Genomic DNA, 17,377 nt, shown 5'->3' with positions numbered 1-17,377 from the left:
TCGGGCAGCTCACTCGACCGCCCCTCGTACGTCCCCCTCACAGTCGCTGCGAGCAGGAGAAACGCCTCGCCGGGAAGTGCCACGACGCCGTACGCTTCCCTTCCCTGCCGAGGGCGGACGCGTACCGCCGCCGCGCCCGTGCCCCGGACCAGTCCCTCCCTCTGACACCCTGCGCCGTGGCGACGCCTTCTTCCGCACTTTTTGATCCGCAAGGGAGCGCGTGTCGGCGACGTCGGGTGTGATCCGGTCTCGGTCCTCCCGCTCCGCGCGCAGGCAGCGGCGGATCGATTCCGGATCAAGGCCTTCGTTGACGGCCTGGTGCAGAAGTCGGGCGAAGAGATAGCTGGGATCGGCCCCCAGTGCCATGGCCAGCGCCTCCCTTGCTTCGAGGTCGTCGCCGGTCGACCAGGCCACCCAGCCCGCGAGAGTGAGGGGCGCTGCCGCGTGCTCGCCATAGGGGCCGACGCAGCGGCGGGCCAGGGCTCGCCAGAGCCGTAGTGCGTGGGCTGCCTCGTCGCCCTCCATCCACTCGGCCACCCGATCGCGGGTGGTGCGGTCCTGCAGGCCGAGAATCAAGGTCGCCGCTTCCTCGCTCCGGAGCAGGCCGTCGTCGCGGAGGTCCGCCATGAACGCGCCGGACGCGGGCGGCGCACCGGCCAGCCGGCTCATGACCTGTCGGGCCAGCTCCACCGTCTCCTCGGCCACGTCCGTGCGACTGGTGCCGTCGAGCATCCTGGGGACGAGGGCCATGCTGCCGGAGTCCAGCGCGGTCTCCTGCTCCAGTGCCGCTGCCGTCTCCCAGGGCTGGAGCCTCGCCCTCAACTCACGCAGGGTCCCGCGGACCTGGAGACCTGCGTAGGTGGCCGCGGCGGCCAGCACCGACGTACCCGGCAGTCCCATGGGCAGGCCCTCGTCCGGGCAGCATCCCTTGATCTCGCAGCAGTACGACCAGAAGCGGCTGCCCGAGATGCACAGGGCCTCGATCACCGGCACGTCGAGCTGGCCGCACTGGTATCGCAGATGGTGGGCCAGCGGGCGGAGCCGCTCCATGACGTGCTGGCCCGTCTCACCTTTGCCGGGCTCCTGGCAGACGTACGCCACGATCTGTTCCGGTCGTGCCCCTCTGCGCTCGCTTCCGCGGATCAGGCCGTGCGCCAGCTGCCCCGCGACGGACTCCCAGTCGTCCGGATTCGCCGGAATACCCAGTCGCGCCCGGCCGCCGAACCGCCCGCGGCCGCCATGCAGGGCGACCAGGACGATGCTGTCCTCCGGGCGGTACCCGAGCAGATACGGCAGGGCGTCGGCCAGCTCGGCCGGGGTGCGCAGAGTGACGCGGTGGGCGGCGGGGAGTACGTCACAGTTCGTGGAGGCGGCGTCGTGGATATTGCCGTCGTGTGCCGTGTGCGCATTGCCGTCGTTCGTCGTGCGCGCCTTGCCGTCATGTGGTGTGCGCGCCTTGCCGTCATGTGGTGTGCGCGCGTCGTCATGTGGCGTGTGCGCCTTGCCGTCATGTGGTGTGCGCGCGTCGTCATGTGGCGTGTGCGCGTCGTCGTGGTGGTCGTGACCGTGGGGTCGGCGCGCCCCGGCCCACTCGGCCACGTCGTCGTTGTCGAAGGATCCAGTCGGTTCGCCGTGATGCGTCATGCGCCGACGATCTCGCGGAATCCAAAACTCCGCTTGGGCCTGTGGATAAGTCCGATCAGGGACACGACACCTTCGCTCATTCCTGACCCACGCCTGCGGCCGGCCCGCCCGTCTGTCAGTGCCGTCCTGTTGTATGGACGCATGGAGCACACGAGCAACGCGGAACTCCGCGCGGACGCCGACGCCGTCCTCGCGCGCCTGGTCGGGGACGCCACAGGCACGGCCCGGCTGCGCGAGGACCAGTGGCGGGCTATCGAGGCGCTGGTCGCCGAGAAGCGCCGGGCCCTGGTCGTGCAGCGCACGGGCTGGGGCAAGTCCGCGGTGTATTTCGTGGCGACCTCGTTGCTGCGGGCCCGCGGCAGCGGTCCCACCGTGATCGTCTCCCCGCTGCTCGCGCTGATGCGCAACCAGGTCGAGGCCGCGGCACGCGCCGGGATCCACGCCCGGACGATCAACTCCGCGAACACCGAGGAGTGGGACGCCGTCCAGGCGGAGATCGCCGCGGGCGAGGTCGACGTCCTGCTGGTCAGCCCGGAGCGCCTCAACAACCCGGACTTCCGCGACCAGGTGCTGCCCGCGCTCTCGGCGACGACCGGGCTCCTGGTCGTGGACGAGGCCCACTGCATCTCCGACTGGGGCCACGACTTCCGCCCGGACTACCGGCGGCTGCGCACCATGCTCACCGATCTGCCGGCGGGCGTGCCCGTGCTCGCCACCACGGCCACCGCCAACGCGCGCGTGACGGCCGATGTCGCGGAGCAGCTCGGTACCGGCGGCACGTCGGACGCCCTGATCCTGAGGGGCCCGCTGGACCGGGAGAGCCTGAGTCTCGGTGTGCTGCCGCTGCCGGACGCCGCGCACCGCATGGCGTGGCTCGCCGACCATCTCGACGATCTGCCGGGTTCGGGGATCATCTACACGCTGACCGTGGCCGCCGCGGAGGAGGTCACCGCGTTCCTGCGCCATAGGGGACACGCTGTCGCCTCGTACACCGGGAAGACGGAGAACGCCGAGCGCCAGCAGGCCGAGGACGACCTGCTCGGGAACAAGGTCAAGGCCTTGGTCGCCACTTCGGCCCTCGGGATGGGATTCGACAAGCCCGACCTCGGTTTCGTGGTGCACCTCGGCTCGCCCTCCTCCCCCATCGCCTACTACCAGCAGGTCGGCCGTGCGGGCCGTGGCGTAAAGCACGCCGAGGTCCTCCTGCTGCCCGGAAGGGAGGACGAGGCGATCTGGGAGTACTTCGCCTCCCTCGCCTTCCCCTCGGAAGAGCTGGTGCGCCGCACGCTCGACGTCCTCGCACGCGCGGAGCGGCCGATGTCGCTGCCCGCCCTGGAACCGCTGGTGGAGCTGCGCCGCTCCCGGCTGGAGACCATGCTCAAGGTCCTCGACGTGGACGGGGCGGTGCACCGGGTCAAGGGCGGCTGGATCGCGACCGGGCAGCCATGGACGTACGACTCGGAGCGTTACGACTGGGTCGCCCGGCAGCGCAAGGCAGAGCAGCAGGCGATGCGGGACTACGCGGCGACCACGGAATGCCGCATGGAGTTCCTGCAACGCCAGCTGGACGACGAGGGCGCCAAGCCTTGCGGCCGCTGTGACAACTGCGCCGGTGCGCGCTTCACCGCGGACACGTCGACGTCCGCGCTGGAGGCCGCACGCGTCGATCTGGGCCGGGCGGGTGTCGAGGTGGAGCCCCGCCGGATGTGGCCCACCGGTCTGCCCGCGATCGGCGTGGACCTCAAGGGCCGTATCCCGGCCGGTGATCAGGCCTGGCCGGGCCGCGCTCTGGGACGGTTGTCGGACATCGGCTGGGGCAACCGGCTACGGCCGATGCTCGCGCCGCAGGCCCCGGACGGTCCCGTGCCGGACGACGTGGCGAAGGCGGTGGTCGGTGTGCTGGCCGACTGGGCCAAGGGGCCCGGTGGCTGGGCTCCGGGTGCGGCGGACGCCCAGCCGCGTCCCGTAGGCGTGGTCACGGTCGCCTCGCGTACCCGGCCACAGCTGATCAGCTCGCTGGGCGCGCGCATCGCGGAGGTCGGCCGACTGCCGTTGCTGGGTTCGGTGGAGTACGCGGCCGACGTGCCGCCGGTCTCACGGAGCAACAGCGCCCAGCGCCTCAAGGCACTCGACGGAGCGCTGGCCGTACCGCCCGCCCTCGGCGCGGCGCTGGCCGAGACGCCTGGCCCTGTCCTTCTCGTGGACGACTTCACGGAGACGGGCTGGACCCTTGCGGTCACCGCCCGCCTGCTCCGGCGCGCGGGCGCGCAGGGGGTGTTGCCTCTCGTCCTCGCCGTACAGGGCTGAGCAAGCACCTGCATTCGCAGCGCACGCGCGCGTACCGCCCACACCCGCTACCTGCGTTGTCCCACCTGGCATCACCCAGCAGCCCACGGGGTACGGATATAAGCCACGGACCACTCCATAAGGGCCGGGCGCCCCAATTGCTCGTTGCCGCATCCCAGTTCGGCGGGAAGAATTGAGGTCCGCTCCCCGCACGGCTCACCCCGTGATCAGGTAGGGCTCTGCTGCGGTGTGCGCTCCCCCGATCCAGACCTCGCCCGTAGTGTGGGCGCGTAGCCGAAGGGAGGAACGTGACCTTCGGATTCGCTCCGTCCTCCGCGGCATCCACGTCGACTTCCGCCGCATCAGTCAACGCTGGGGCGCGACTGCTGGAACCCGCGGAGTGGGCCGCCGCGGGCATCCCACTGCTGCGCAACCCCCGGGAAGTCGTCAGCGGCCTGCACACGCGACACCGCCCCGCCCCGTCCACGGCGATCGTGGCTGTCCTCGACGTGGACGATCGGCTGTGCGCGAGCGCCTCGTTCGCCAGGCGTCCGACGGCCGCCGACGGCTGGGTCCTCCGCAACGCGCTGCTCGACCAACTGCGCCGGGTCATCCCACACGACCTGCGCCGCCGCACACCGGTACGAACCGCCGTGCTGCTCTATTGCCGGGAGGGCGACGCGCGTTGGACGGAGGAGGACGGCGCGTGGATGTGGGGTCTGCGTGACGCCTGCACACTGCACGGACTGCGCTGCGGGGCGTACATCACGCTGACCCGCGACGGCTGGCAGGTCCTCGGCGAGGGCCGGGGCGGCCGCCGCCCCAACTCCGCATCGGCGCCCGAGCCGTTCGCGACGTCGGAGGCACCGCCCCCGCCGCCGCGCACCGGAGGCGCCGCCTCCGACATCCTGAGCCGCGTGGCAGCCCGCTGAGGGCCGCCGGCCCCGAGCACCGGGACCGGCGCGGCACACCGACCGCAGACGGCGACCGGTCAGCGTGGCACCACAGAGGCCCCGCCCCTCCGGACAGGCCGGAGGACAGTCGTGGATCGCCCGCGCACACCCGCCACGCGAGCACGCCAAAGGCCGCACCGTGCAGTGGCCGCCGGGACGGCGTAATGGCCGACCCGACACCCCCGATCTGCTGGAACCCGGCTCAGACGCCCGCGCCCAGCACCGAGTTGATCTGCTGCGGGTCGCCGCAGACGATCAGCAGGGCGCCGGCCCGGGTGAGAGCCAGAGGCAGTGCGGTGGCGGCAGCTGTGTCGGAACCACCGTTGACGGCGACCACGACCACAGGCCGGGACGCGGCACGGTCGGTCACGGCGGCATCGGCGTAGAAGACGTCGTCGCCGGCGTCGTGCTGCGCCCAGTAGGACGCCTCACCGAAGGACAGCTCATGAGCGGCCCAGGGGTGCGGCTCGCCGGTGGTGATCACCAGGACGTCACTGGGGGCGCGGCCGGACTCCAGCAGCAGGTCCACGGCTTCCTCGGCAGCGTCGAGCGCACCCTGGGCCGGGGCCGGGATGAGCTGGATCTGCGGAGTCGCCGGAGCCGAAGCCGGACCGGACGCGGCAGGGGTGGCGGTTACGGGCGGACCCGCGGCGCCGGGCTTGGCGGACCCGACCGCACCCGAGCGCTGCGCCGGCGGCGAGGGCCGGAGAGCGCCGGGACGACCAGGACGCGGCGGGGCCGCGGGGCGGGGGCCGGGTACGGGACGAGGGGTCGGCGCGGTACGGCCACTGGCCGAAGCAGCGCGGGGACCCTGGGCACTCTCGTGAATCTGAGGCTCCTCGGGGAAGAGAGGCATGAGTTGATGTCTATCAAACGTTGGTACGGGTCGCGCCAGTGGGTGGGACATACGTGCGACCGGAACCGTCAGAAATCGAAGTTGAGCTGACCGTCGATCTCCGGAACGCTTCCGTCCGCCCAGCTGCGGGCCTTCTTGAGGTGCCGCCATTGCGGCAGCGCATCAAGATACGCCCACGACAACCGGTGGTAGGGGGTGGGGCCCCGCTCCGCCAGTGCGGCCTTGTGCACGGGTGAGGGATACCCGGCGTTGTCCGCAAAACCGAAGTCTGCATGGTCGATACCCAGTTCGGCCATCATTTTGTCGCGCTGAACCTTGGCGATCACCGAGGCAGCCGCCACGGCCACGCACGACTGATCGCCCTTGATCACTGTACGGACCTGCCACGGCGCCCCGAGATAGTTGTGCTTGCCGTCGAGGATCACCGCGTCGGGACGGATCGGCAGCGCGTCCAGGGCTCGCACGGCCGCGATCCGCAGCGCCGCCGTCATCCCGAGGTCGTCGATCTCCTCCGGGGACGCGTGCCCCACGGCGTACGAGGTCACCCAGGTCCGCAACAGCTCGGCGAGCTCGGTCCGCCGTTTCACGGTGAGCAGCTTGGAGTCGGTGAGACCCAGGGGAGGCCGGCGCAGTCCGGTGATCGCCGCGCAGACGGTGACGGGACCGGCCCAGGCGCCGCGCCCCACCTCGTCGACACCGGCAATGATCTTCGCTCCGGTCGTTGCGCGGAGGGAGCGCTCGACGGTGTGAGTGGGTGGTTCGTACGGCATGGCGCACTTAGATTACGCCGCTCCCGAGCACCTCCGACACCCTGGTCCCCCAAGCCACCGCCAGGGGCGGCGCAGCCCTGGTCCAAGCCTCCGGGCGGGCGCACCAGCGCGACCGTCGGCTGCTCGTCCGGATCTTCGTCGACCGGTCGTCCGGCTCCTCGAGGTCCTGGTCCGACCATTCGCTCCCGCACACAATCGACCGGCACATCCCTCGCCGACACGACGTCGCCGCTCGCCGCGTCGGACCGCACCTCCACCTGCTCGATTCCTCGGCCGATCATCTTGTGCAGCACCCTGACCACGGGTCCATCACGCGGCGCGGGACGACGTCGCGGAAGCGCTCATCCCGCACGCCATCGCATTCGTGAATCCGAACCGGTCTAGGCCGAAGCCCCCAGCCAGTCGGGCAGCGCCTCCGTCTGCGCCGCCCACTCCGCGGGCGGCGCCCCTGCCTTCCCCGCGGCGAGCACGCCGCCCACGATGGCGCAGGTGGTGTCCACGTCGCCGCCGGCCTGGGCGGTCGTCCAGAACGCCTGCTCGTAGTCGCCGAGGGAGCGCGCGGCCGACCAGAGGGCGAAGGGCACGGTGTCATGGGCGGACGTCCGCCGCCCGCAGCCCAGTACCGCCGCGACCGTGGCCGGATCGCCGTAGTCGAGCATGTCCCGGGCGCGGCGCAGCCCCGCGCCGACGGCGCTCTTCGGCACGAGTGCGACGACGTCGTCGAGCAGCGACTCGGGGCTCGGCGGTCCGCCGGGGGCGCCCACCAGCGCGGCGGCCGCGGCGACGGCCATGGCGCCGACCACGGCCTCACGGTGCTGATGTGTCGGGTAGGCGGAGATCTCCGCCTGGTGCGTGGCCTGCTCGGGGTCGCCGGCGTACCAGGCACCCAGCGGAGCGATGCGCATCGCGGCTCCGTTGCCCCAGGAGCCCCTTCCATTGAAGAGCGCGGAGGACAGCTCCCGCCAGTCGCCGCCCTCGCGGATCAGCCGGAGCATCCGGTTCACCGCGGGGCCGTAGCCGCGGTCGAAGTCGTGACGGTCGGCGAAGGAGTGCGCGAGGGCGTCCTGGTCGATCCGCCGGTGGGCGGCGAGGACGGCGACCACGGAGCAGGCCATCTCCGTGTCGTCGGTCCACTGCCAGGGGCCGGGTGGCGGCTCGCGGCGCTTGAGCAGCGGGTAGTTCACCGGTACGAAGAACTGGGAGCCCAGGGCGTCCCCGACCGCGAGTCCGCGCAGGCTGGCCAGGGCGCGATCCAGGCGCCAGCCGGGAGAGGAGTCAGTCATCGCTCTGCCACTCTATCCAGTGGTCCCGTACGGTTTCGGGTCTCGCCAGCGCTCGAACGGCCGGTCAAGCGTGTACTTGCCGTCCTCCCCCAGAACGAGCATCCGTATCTCGCCGTTCCCGGGATTCGACAGCGACTCGAACTCGGCGACGGTCCAGTGGAACCAGCGCATGCAGAACAGCCTCATGGCCAGGCCGTGCGTCACCAGAAGAACGTTGGACGGATGATCCGGCGCCTCGAAGCTGCGGTACAGACTCTCCAGGAAGCCGCCGACCCTGTCGTACACGTCGGCGCCGCTTTCGCCCTGCGCGAAGCGGTAGAAGAAGTGCCCGTACGCGTCGCGGTAGGCCTTCTGCAGCCTTACGTCGTCGCAGTCCTGCCAGTTTCCCCAGTCCTGCTCGCGCAGCCGGGGCTCCTCGCGCACGCGTATCAGGTCGGGGTCGAGGTGGAAGGCGCGGAGCGTCTCGTGGGTGCGGCGGTACGGCGAGACGTACACGCTCACCGGTTCGCGTCCGAAGAGGTCGCGCAGCCGCTTGCCGGCGTCCTCGGCCTGTCGCCATCCGCGTTCAGTCAGTGCCAGTGAGTGATCGGGTTCGCGTTCGTACACGGAGTCATCAATATTGCCCATTGACTCGCCGTGCCGGACAAGGACGATGCGCCGTGGTCGTGCCATGCCAAAACCCTAGTTCGGGCGAGGCCATATCGAGCACTCGTACGGGCTCCATACGGCGTAGGTCACACACTTCCCGCACCATACGCCACATAGGGCGCACGTTCTCCGGGACCGGATCAGACGATCCAGGTCGGCTCCAGTTCCACGATGTCGCCCGTGAGTGCCGCGACGTCCGCCTCCGTCTGCGCCCGCAGAGCGAGCCTCTCCACGCGCTCGGTGCGGTACTTGCCGTGCTCGGCGGCCGACCGCCACATCGAAAGGACCATGAACTCATGGCCCGGGGCCTCGGCGAACAGCCCGCGGATCATCCCCGGTGAGCCGGCCATCGCGGGGTTCCACACCTTCTCCTGCATCAGCGTGAAGTTCTCGACGCGCTCCTCGTGGATGCGGCAGAGGGCCACCCGGACCAGGTCGGCGTCCGTGAAGCGCGGTTCGAAGCCCGTCTTCACGTCGAAGCGGTAGTCGAACAGCCTGACCTGGGCATCCTTGAAGGTGCCGACCTGGGCCGTGGCCAGCCGGTCGTGGGAGCGTGCCATGAAGGAGTCGTAGAAGGCACGGCTTTCCCAGAAGGCGAAGATGTGCGCCACCGAGGGCCGGCTCCGGCTCCAGCCCCCGCCCTGTCCCCGAAATCCCGGCTCCCCCGGAAGCCCCGCCCATTTTCGCTGCCCCCGCTCGAAGCCGCGGCGGTCCACCACGGTGCAGCGAATCCACTTGACCAGCACCGCGCCATCGTACGGCCACGGGCGTGGCGCCGGTCACGTTCGGACGCGGCGCACTCGCGCACGCCCACCCGCGCGCGTGGCAGGATGGACAACCGGCTTGGATCGCCCGGCAGTTCGGGCTGCGGGCGCATGGAAGGGGGACGACGTCCGATGAGCGGCATCAGCAAGGGGATCCGCAAGGTCGAGATCGCGGTCAAGTGGGACCCGAGTGCGGCGGGGCAGCCGCCGACCGATCTGGACATAGTGGCCGCCACCTACCTGGCAAGTGATCCGTACGGCGATCCCGCCTACATGGTCCACTTCGACAGCCGCTCCCCCGACGGCACCATCACGCTCAACCGGGACAGCAAGGACGGCAAGGGCTTCGGGTGGGACGAGGTCCTGACGGTGGAACTCGACCGGCTGGACCCCCGCTACGGGCGCGTGGTGGTCGGCGTCATCATCCAGCAGCGCCCCGACCGGCGCACGTTCGTCAGTGTGGTCAAACCGTCCCTGCGCATCCGCGAGGGCTACACGGACCTCGCCACGGACGACTTCGGCAGCGTCCTTGGCTCCACGGCGGCCAGGGTCGCGGAGTTCGTCCGCAGCGACTCCGGGGCCTGGGACTTCCACTCCGGCGTGCACGGCTTCGAGGACGATCCCACCAGTTTCACGAGCTCGATGGGCCGCCCGCACCAGCCCTGACCCCACGCCGCCTTCGCATCACGTGCCACCCCAGCGGCACGACTGCCGCCGAGCACAGACCTGAGCGCATACGACAACGAGGGGCGCCGGCACACAGCCGACGCCCCTCGTTCTCAGGGACTATCTGTCAGGCGTCAGCTGCAGCCGCTCGTCGAGCCGCAGCCCTCGCAGATGTAGCAGGAGCCGGCGCGCTGCATCTTCGTGCCGCACGAGAAGCACAGCGGGGCGTCGGCCTGGATGCCCAGCTGCATCTCCACCAGCTCGGCGCTGGTGTGGGCCTGCTGCGGGGCGGGCTTGGCCGCCTCGACCTCGGCCTTCGGCATGGCGACGGCCTTGAGTTCCTGAGCGCGCGGCGCCGACTGGGCCAGGCCCTCGACGTCCACGTCCTCGTCCGACGGCTCGTACGAACCGGTCTCCAGGTGCCGCTGACGCTCCTCGGCGGAGTGGATGCCGAGCGCGGAGCGCGTCTCGAACGGCAGGAAGTCCAGCGCCAGGCGGCGGAAGATGTAGTCGACGATCGACTGGGCCATGCGGACGTCGGGGTCGTCGGTCATACCCGCCGGCTCGAAGCGCATGTTCGTGAACTTCGAGACGTACGTCTCCAGCGGCACGCCGTACTGCAGGCCCACCGACACGGCGATCGAGAAGGCGTCCATCATGCCCGCGAGGGTCGAGCCCTGCTTGGACATCTTCAGGAAGACCTCGCCGAGGCCGTCGTCCGGGTAGGAGTTGGCCGTCATGTAGCCCTCGGCGCCGCCGACGGTGAAGGACGTGGTGATACCGGGACGTCCCTTCGGCAGCCGCTTGCGGACCGGGCGGTACTCGACGACCTTCTCGACCGTCTCGCGGATGGTGGCCTCGGCCTTCTCCGTGATCTCGGTCTTCTCCTTCTCCTTGGTCTTGGCGGAGAGGGGCTGGCCGACCTTGCAGTTGTCGCGGTAGATGGCGAGCGCCTTGACGCCCATCTTCCAGGCCTCGAAGTAGATCTCCTCGACCTCCTCGACGGTCGCCGACTCCGGCATGTTGACCGTCTTGGACAGGGCGCCGGAGATCCACGGCTGGATCGCGGCCATCATCCGGACGTGGCCCATCGCGGAGATGGAGCGCTCGCCCATGGCGCAGTCGAACACCTCGTAGTGCTCGTGCTTGAGGCCCGGGGCGTCGACGACATTGCCGTGGTCGGCGATGTGGGCGACGATCGCCTCGATCTGCTCCTCCTGGTAGCCCAGGCGGCGCAGGGCCTGCGGGACGGTGCCGTTGACGATCTGCATCGAGCCGCCGCCGACCAGCTTCTTGAACTTGACCAGCGCGAGGTCGGGCTCCAGGCCGGTGGTGTCGCAGGACATCGCCAGACCGATGGTGCCGGTGGGGGCGATGACGGACGCCTGGGAGTTACGGAAACCGTTCTTCTCGCCGAGGCGCAGCACGTCCTGCCAGGCCTCCGTGGCGGCGGCCCAGATCGGCGTGTCCAGGTCGTCCATGCGGACGGCCTTGCCGTTGGCGTCGGAGTGCTGCTTCATGACCCGCTGGTGCGGCTGGGCGTTGCGGGCGTAGCCGTCATACGGGCCGACGACCGCGGCGAGTTCGGCGGATCGCCGGTACGACGTGCCGGTCATCAGGGAGGTGATGGCGCCGGCCAGGGCACGGCCGCCGTCGGAGTCGTACGCGTGGCCGGTCGCCATCAGCAGGGCGCCGAGGTTGGCGTAGCCGATGCCGAGCTGACGGAACGCGCGGGTGTTCTCGCCGATCTTCTGCGTCGGGAAGTCCGCGAAGCAGATCGAGATGTCCATCGCGGTGATGACCAGCTCGACGACCTTGGCGAAGCGCTCGACCTCGAAGGACTGGTTGCCCTTGCCGTCGTCCTTGAGGAACTTCATCAGGTTCAGCGAGGCGAGGTTGCAGGACGTGTTGTCCAGGTGCATGTACTCGCTGCACGGGTTCGAGCCGTTGATGCGGCCGGACTCCGGGCACGTGTGCCAGTGGTTGATGGTGTCGTCGTACTGGATGCCCGGGTCGGCGCAGGCCCAGGCGGCCTCGGCCATCTTGCGGAACAGGGACTTGGCGTCGACCTCTTCGATGACCTCGCCGGTCATCCGCGCGCGGAGGCCGAACTTGCCGCCCTGCTCGACCGCCTTCATGAACTCGTCGTTCACACGGACCGAGTTGTTGGCGTTCTGGTACTGGACGGACGTGATGTCGTCGCCGCCCAGGTCCATGTCGAAGCCCGCGTCGCGCAGGGCGCGGATCTTCTCCTCTTCCTTCACCTTGGTCTCGATGAAGTCCTCGATGTCGGGGTGGTCGACGTCGAGGATGACCATTTTGGCGGCACGACGGGTGGCGCCACCGGACTTGATCGTTCCTGCGGAGGCGTCGGCACCGCGCATGAAGGACACCGGGCCGGAGGCGTTGCCGCCGGAGGAGAGCAGCTCCTTGGAGGAGCGGATGCGGGAGAGGTTCAGGCCGGCGCCGGAGCCGCCCTTGAAGATCATGCCCTCTTCCTTGTACCAGTCGAGGATCGACTCCATGGAGTCGTCGACGGACAGGATGAAGCAGGCCGAGACCTGCTGCGGCTGGGGAGTGCCGACGTTGAACCAGACGGGGCTGTTGAAGCTGAAGATCTGGTGCAGGAGGGCGTAGGCCAGCTCGTGCTCGAAGATTTCGGCGTCGGCGGGCGAGGCGAAGTAGTTGTAGTCCTCGCCGGCCTTCCGGTACGTCTTCACGATGCGGTCGATCAGCTGCCTGAGGCCGGTCTCGCGCTGCGGGGTGCCCACGGCACCCCGGAAGTACTTGCTGGTGACGATGTTGACCGCGTTCACCGACCAGAAGTCGGGGAACTCGACGCCACGCTGCTCGAAATTGATCGAGCCGTCGCGCCAGTTGGTCATGACGACGTCACGGCGCTCCCAGGCCACCTCGTCGTACGGATGTACGCCGGGGGTGGTGTGGATGCGCTCGATACGCAGTCCCTTGGTCGCCTTGGTGCCCTTGGCGCGGGAACTCCGTGCCGGACCGCTCGCCGTCTCTGTCATGCCGCCTCCCTCTACGGGCAAAAACGCCCTGAAGTGCCCCGATGTTCCCGTGGCACGGTGTTCTGTCTGGTGTTGCGCGGCCCTCTCACTGCCGCCCGCAACAGGTCTTCGGTCGCCGCCGACCGGCCGGCCCGGATGCCGCCTCCGGGCCCGGCCCGCCGTTCAGTCGGCGGAGCGCGCGGGCTCGGGGAGCTGAGCTGCCCCTCCGGACCCGCGGTCGTCTTCCTGGCTCCCCGTGCCGTCGGCTTCGTCGTCCGCGGCGGGGTGTTCCGGCTTTTCCCTGAGTTCCGCGATCGCCGCCTCGAAGTCCTCCAGCGACTCGAACGCCCGGTAGACGGACGCGAATCGCAGATAGGCGACGAGATCGAGCTCCTGCAGCGGGCCGAGTATGGCCAGCCCCACGTCGTGGGTGGTCAGCTCGGCACTCCCGGTGGCCCGCACCGCCTCCTCGACCCGCTGGCCGAGCAGGGCGAGCGCGTCCTCGGTGACAGGCCGCCCCTGGCATGCCTTGCGCACGCCGTTGATGACCTTGGTGCGACTGAAGGGCTCGGTGACTCCGGACCGCTTCACCACCATGAGCGAGCACGTCTCCACGGTCGTGAAACGACGGGAGCAGTCAGGGCACTGGCGGCGCCTGCGGATCGACGTGCCGTCGTCGGTCGTACGACTGTCGACCACACGGCTGTCGGGGTGCCTGCAGAAGGGGCAGTGCATGGATTCCCAACCCTCCTCACAGCAGACTCAATAGCCTCAACGGACCCTTGGGCCCCTCGAAGCGAGCACAAGCATAGGCGATGATCGTGCGAGCCAAGACCGGGGGGACCACAACTTCTGGGCCGCTGTAGCCATCCAACCACTAGATGTGGGGATTGGCTCGTACATCCATTGAGGCTCGCGTGTCGACGGAGGCACCACGGAGCCCCAGGCGCGCGTGCGGCACACCGGCCACCTGGGCGCACCGCCGTATCGCGGTCGCAGGTGGGGAGATACCGTGGGCGCCACAGGGAGAAGACGTACGACTTCCCGCGCGGAAAGGGGTCGGTGCCCGACCGGCGGGGCCCCGGATGGCAGACTGGGCCGCACTTCACGAGGGTCATCCCAGCGGTGGAGGGTACAACAATGTGCGCTTTTGTCCGCGGGACTCCGCGTTAGCCATTACACCCAGACGCAAGATCACGTCCGGTGATTCGCACTTTTTCACTCGAACGTGTGTTTGGCGCAACCTTTCGAAAGCAACTACCGTTGTGCCGCAGGGAGACCATCGAGAGGGGCCGACGTGACCACCACCGCAGACAGTGCCACCATCACTGCCCAGGACCGCTCCCAGGGCCGACTCGAGCCGGTGCATGCGATGAACGAAGCCACGAACCCAGAGGGGCAAAAGCGCTCCCTGCCGGGCCGACCTCCAGGCATCCGGGCGGACAGCTCCGGGCTGACCGACCGGCAGCGCCGGGTGATCGAGGTCATCAGGGACTCCGTGCAGCGGCGTGGCTACCCGCCGTCGATGCGCGAGATCGGCCAGGCGGTCGGCCTGTCCAGCACGTCCTCCGTGGCGCACCAGCTGATGGCACTGGAGCGCAAGGGCTTCTTGCGCCGCGACCCGCACCGCCCGCGCGCCTACGAGGTGCGCGGCTCCGACCAGGCCGCGTCCGTGCAGCCCACGGACACCGCGGGCAAGCCCGCCGCGTCGTACGTCCCGCTGGTCGGCCGCATCGCCGCCGGTGGCCCGATCCTCGCCGAGGAGTCGGTGGAGGACGTCTTCCCGCTCCCCCGGCAGCTCGTCGGTGACGGTGAGCTGTTCGTGCTGAAGGTCGTCGGCGACTCGATGATCGAGGCCGCGATCTGCGACGGCGACTGGGTCACCGTCCGCCGCCAGCCGGTCGCCGAGAACGGTGACATCGTGGCCGCGATGCTCGACGGCGAGGCCACCGTCAAGCGCTTCAAGCGCGAGGACGGCCACGTCTGGCTGCTGCCCCACAACTCCGCCTATGAGCCGATTCCGGGCGACGACGCGACGATCCTCGGCAAGGTGGTCGCCGTTCTGCGGCGGGTGTGACGCCCGCTGCGGGCGGCCCTGACAGGACCGCCCTCCCTTGACCGGGCCCCGGGACCCCTGCGCCGGTTCCGGGGTCCTGCGCTGTCCGGCGCATCTACCGCCGGGGCCGAGAGGCCGTCCGGCCGCATTCCAGTAGGCCGACGGTCGTCCGGAGTCCGGCCGGGGGCAGACAAGAGGCGGGGCGGCCTGGACAGCATCGCGCGCCGGGCCGCCCCGCGTTTCACCGGACTTCCGCCTACTCGCCGACCGCACCGCGCGCCCTCGCGCCGACCGCGCCCCGCCTACGTGGCCGGCTCTGCTTCCACCTTCTTCGCCACGGCGTCGATGGCAGCCAGAGACTTCCGGACCTGATTACGGTCCGTGGTGAACCAGAAGTCGGGCAGTGACGCCTTCAGATAGCTCCCGTAGCGAGCGGTGGCCAGGCGCTGGTCGAGTACGGCGACCACCCCGCGGTCCCCCGAGGCCCGTACGAGGCGACCGGCGCCCTGGGCCATCAACAGGGCCGCGTGGGTGGCGGCCACCGCCATGAAGCCGTTGCCTCCGGCGTCCTCCACCGCCTTCTGGCGGGCGCTCATCAGCGGGTCGTCGGGGCGCGGGAACGGGATCTTGTCCATGACGACCAGCTGGCAGCTCGGGCCGGGCACGTCGACGCCCTGCCAGAGCGACAGCGTACCGAAGAGGCATGTCTTCGGGTCGGCCGCGAAGTTCTTGATCAGCTCGCCGAGGGTCTCCTCGCCCTGGAGGAGGATCGGGAACTCGGGGATACGCGTGCGCAGTTCCTCGGCGGCCAGTTGGGCGCCCCGCATCGAGGAGAACAGGCCGAGGGTGCGCCCGCCCGCCGCCTGGATCAGCTCTGTCAGCTCATCGAGCATGTCCGCACGATCGCCGTCCCGCGCGGGGCGGGACAGGTGCTTGGCGACGTAGAGGATGCCCTGCCTCGGGTAGTCGAACGGCGAGCCCACGTCGACCCCCTTCCACTGCGGGAAGTCGTCCCCCTCGGTGCCTTCGGGGGCGAGTCCGAGCGAGGCCCCGACGCCGTTGAAGTCGCCGCCGAGCTTCAGGGTCGCGGAGGTCAGCGTCACGGAGCGGTCCGCGAAGAGCTTCTCCCGGAGCAGGCCCGAGACCGACATGGGGGCGACGCGGAGAGAGGCGCCGAAGCGGTCGTGGCGCTCGTACCAGACGACGTCCCACTCCGAGCCGTGCGTGATGCGCTCCGCCACGTCGTGCACCGTCTCTACGGAGGCCAGTGCCTGCTTGCGGACCGCGTTCTCGTCCTGGACGGACTTTTCGCGGGTCGCGCCGATCGCGGAGATGACCGTACGGCAGGCGTCACGCAGTGCCGTCAGCGCGTAGCCGAGATCCTCCGGGACTTCTTCGAGCCGACCGGGCAGGGCCAGCTCCATCAGCCGCTCGAATCCCTCGGCGGCAGTCTGGAGCTGGTCTGCGGCCTTCTCGTTGACCAGCTTCGCGGCGCGCCGCACGGCGCGGTTGACCTGGCCGGAGGTCAGCTCACCGGTGGCGACGCCGGTGACCCGGGAGACCAGCTCGTGCGCCTCATCCACGATCAGCACCTCGTGCTGCGGGAGGACCGGGGCGCCCTCGATGGCGTCGATGGCGAGCAGGGCGTGATTGGTGACGACGACGTCGGACAGCTTGGCGCGCTCCCGGGCCATCTCCGCGAAGCACTCGGCGCCGTACGCGCACTTCGAGGCACCCAGGCACTCCCGCGACGAGACCGACACCTGGGCCCACGCGCGGTCCGACACGCCCGGCGTGAGGTCGTCGCGGTCGCCGGTCTCGGTCTCGTCCGACCAGTCGCGCAGCCGCAGCAGGTCCTGGCCCAGCTTGCTGGTGGGTGCGGCCGCCTCGAACTGGTCGAAGAGACCCTCCTCCTCGTCCTGCGGCACGCCCTCGTGCAGGCGGTGCAGACACAGGTAGTTCGACCGGCCCTTCAGCATCGCGAACTCCGGGCGGCGGCGCAGCAGTGGGTGCAGGGCCTCGACCGTGCGCGGCAGGTCCCGCTCCACCAGCTGGCGCTGCAGCGCCAAGGTGGCGGTCGCTACGACGACCCGCTCGCCGTGCGCGAGCGCGGGCACCAGATAGCCCAGCGACTTGCCGGTGCCGGTGCCGGCCTGGACCAGCAGATGGGAACCGTCATCGATCGCCTCCGCGACGGATTCGGCCATGGTCACCTGGCCGGGGCGCTCCGTACCACCGACGGCTGTGACGGCGGCATGCAGGAGTTCGGGGAGTGAGGGCTTCGTCATAGCTCGACCACCCTACGGCGCGGCACTGACAAAGGGGTGATCGCGGTGAGGGCGGGGGTGGGATCAAGTCCGGTGACGGCGGAGATGTGGGCTGGGTTCCGGGTGCTCTGCGGATCGGTTGCGTACGGCATGGGATCGGTGAGGATCGCCGGAGA

The 17,377-nt window shown here is 70.0% G+C and carries 13 protein-coding genes; 4 read left to right on the top strand and 9 right to left on the bottom strand.

From position 1 onward, the window contains the following. Positions 1–9: 9 nt before the first annotated feature. Positions 10–1,644: a DUF4192 domain-containing protein gene (locus tag AB0O67_RS04705; protein WP_365446066.1), complete on the bottom strand. Its 1,635-nt coding sequence runs from the start codon at positions 1,642–1,644 to the stop codon at positions 10–12. 141 nt (positions 1,645–1,785) lie between these two features. On the opposite strand from AB0O67_RS04705, the gene AB0O67_RS04700 reads away from it, so the two are divergent. After that, positions 1,786–3,951 (top strand): RecQ family ATP-dependent DNA helicase, encoded by a 2,166-nt coding sequence (locus AB0O67_RS04700; RefSeq protein WP_365446063.1) that lies wholly within the window; start codon positions 1,786–1,788, stop codon positions 3,949–3,951. A gap of 287 nt (positions 3,952–4,238) precedes the next feature. Then, the gene (locus tag AB0O67_RS04695; protein WP_365446060.1) at positions 4,239–4,862 is read left to right on the top strand and encodes a hypothetical protein; all 624 of its coding nucleotides are present in this window, start codon (positions 4,239–4,241) and stop codon (positions 4,860–4,862) included. 223 nt (positions 4,863–5,085) lie between these two features. On the opposite strand, the gene AB0O67_RS04690 is transcribed toward AB0O67_RS04695, so the two are convergent. The 5 genes from AB0O67_RS04690 to AB0O67_RS04670 all read right to left on the bottom strand — a co-directional run bounded on the left by AB0O67_RS04690 (position 5,086) and on the right by AB0O67_RS04670 (position 9,186). After that, entirely contained in the window at positions 5,086–5,739 is a 654-nt protein-coding gene (locus AB0O67_RS04690) for a hypothetical protein (RefSeq protein WP_365446058.1), read from the bottom strand. A gap of 68 nt (positions 5,740–5,807) precedes the next feature. Beyond that, positions 5,808–6,509, bottom strand: coding sequence for a ribonuclease HII (locus tag AB0O67_RS04685; protein WP_365446055.1), 702 nt, complete (start codon positions 6,507–6,509; stop codon positions 5,808–5,810). A 380-nt stretch (positions 6,510–6,889) separates the two neighbouring features. Beyond that, complete coding sequence (locus tag AB0O67_RS04680; protein WP_365446052.1) at positions 6,890–7,792, bottom strand: ADP-ribosylglycohydrolase family protein; 903 nt, start codon at positions 7,790–7,792, stop codon at positions 6,890–6,892. Positions 7,793–7,804: 12 nt separating this feature from the next. Then, a complete protein-coding gene (locus tag AB0O67_RS04675; RefSeq protein ID WP_365446049.1) occupies positions 7,805–8,464 on the bottom strand; it encodes a histidine phosphatase family protein in 660 nt (219 codons plus the stop codon). A 116-nt stretch (positions 8,465–8,580) separates the two neighbouring features. Beyond that, positions 8,581–9,186: a YdbC family protein gene (locus AB0O67_RS04670; RefSeq protein ID WP_365446046.1), complete on the bottom strand. Its 606-nt coding sequence runs from the start codon at positions 9,184–9,186 to the stop codon at positions 8,581–8,583. Between the two features lie 150 nt (positions 9,187–9,336). Between AB0O67_RS04670 and AB0O67_RS04665 the strand changes: the two genes are divergently transcribed. Further along, the gene (locus AB0O67_RS04665) at positions 9,337–9,870 is read left to right on the top strand and encodes a TerD family protein (RefSeq protein WP_365446043.1); all 534 of its coding nucleotides are present in this window, start codon (positions 9,337–9,339) and stop codon (positions 9,868–9,870) included. Between the two features lie 134 nt (positions 9,871–10,004). Here the strand turns inward: AB0O67_RS04665 and AB0O67_RS04660 are convergent, their stop codons facing one another. Both AB0O67_RS04660 and nrdR read right to left on the bottom strand, forming a co-directional pair. Then, complete coding sequence (locus AB0O67_RS04660; protein WP_365446040.1) at positions 10,005–12,899, bottom strand: vitamin B12-dependent ribonucleotide reductase; 2,895 nt, start codon at positions 12,897–12,899, stop codon at positions 10,005–10,007. Between the two features lie 162 nt (positions 12,900–13,061). Continuing rightward, positions 13,062–13,613, bottom strand: a complete 552-nt coding sequence (gene nrdR, locus AB0O67_RS04655) for a transcriptional regulator NrdR (protein WP_365446037.1) — start codon at positions 13,611–13,613, stop codon at positions 13,062–13,064. A 562-nt stretch (positions 13,614–14,175) separates the two neighbouring features. On the opposite strand from nrdR, the gene lexA reads away from it, so the two are divergent. Further along, positions 14,176–14,955 carry a transcriptional repressor LexA gene (lexA, locus tag AB0O67_RS04650; protein ID WP_365446034.1) on the top strand — a complete coding sequence of 260 codons (780 nt, stop codon included), beginning with the start codon at positions 14,176–14,178 and terminating at the stop codon, positions 14,953–14,955. 281 nt (positions 14,956–15,236) lie between these two features. Here the strand turns inward: lexA and AB0O67_RS04645 are convergent, their stop codons facing one another. After that, the gene (locus tag AB0O67_RS04645) at positions 15,237–17,222 is read right to left on the bottom strand and encodes an ATP-dependent DNA helicase (RefSeq protein ID WP_365446031.1); all 1,986 of its coding nucleotides are present in this window, start codon (positions 17,220–17,222) and stop codon (positions 15,237–15,239) included. Between the last annotated feature and the right edge of the window lie 155 nt (positions 17,223–17,377).

This window comes from Streptomyces sp. NPDC086077, from assembly GCF_040686175.1.
GTDB lineage: Bacteria > Actinomycetota > Actinomycetes > Streptomycetales > Streptomycetaceae > Streptomyces.
This window is presented reverse-complemented; position numbering and strand designations above follow the sequence as displayed.

What these genes read in the sequence shown, in the direction of transcription:
- AB0O67_RS04705 (WP_365446066.1), bottom strand. Translation starts at nt 1,644, where the DNA reads ATGACGCATCACGGCGAACCGACTGGATCCTTCGACAACGACGACGTG.
- AB0O67_RS04700 (WP_365446063.1), top strand. Translation starts at nt 1,786, where the DNA reads ATGGAGCACACGAGCAACGCGGAACTCCGCGCGGACGCCGACGCCGTC.
- AB0O67_RS04690 (WP_365446058.1), bottom strand. Translation starts at nt 5,739, where the DNA reads ATGCCTCTCTTCCCCGAGGAGCCTCAGATTCACGAGAGTGCCCAGGGT.
- AB0O67_RS04685 (WP_365446055.1), bottom strand. Translation starts at nt 6,509, where the DNA reads ATGCCGTACGAACCACCCACTCACACCGTCGAGCGCTCCCTCCGCGCA.
- AB0O67_RS04680 (WP_365446052.1), bottom strand. Translation starts at nt 7,792, where the DNA reads ATGACTGACTCCTCTCCCGGCTGGCGCCTGGATCGCGCCCTGGCCAGC.
- AB0O67_RS04675 (WP_365446049.1), bottom strand. Translation starts at nt 8,464, where the DNA reads ATGGCACGACCACGGCGCATCGTCCTTGTCCGGCACGGCGAGTCAATG.
- AB0O67_RS04665 (WP_365446043.1), top strand. Translation starts at nt 9,337, where the DNA reads ATGAGCGGCATCAGCAAGGGGATCCGCAAGGTCGAGATCGCGGTCAAG.
- AB0O67_RS04660 (WP_365446040.1), bottom strand. Translation starts at nt 12,899, where the DNA reads ATGACAGAGACGGCGAGCGGTCCGGCACGGAGTTCCCGCGCCAAGGGC.
- nrdR (WP_365446037.1), bottom strand. Translation starts at nt 13,613, where the DNA reads ATGCACTGCCCCTTCTGCAGGCACCCCGACAGCCGTGTGGTCGACAGT.
- AB0O67_RS04645 (WP_365446031.1), bottom strand. Translation starts at nt 17,222, where the DNA reads ATGACGAAGCCCTCACTCCCCGAACTCCTGCATGCCGCCGTCACAGCC.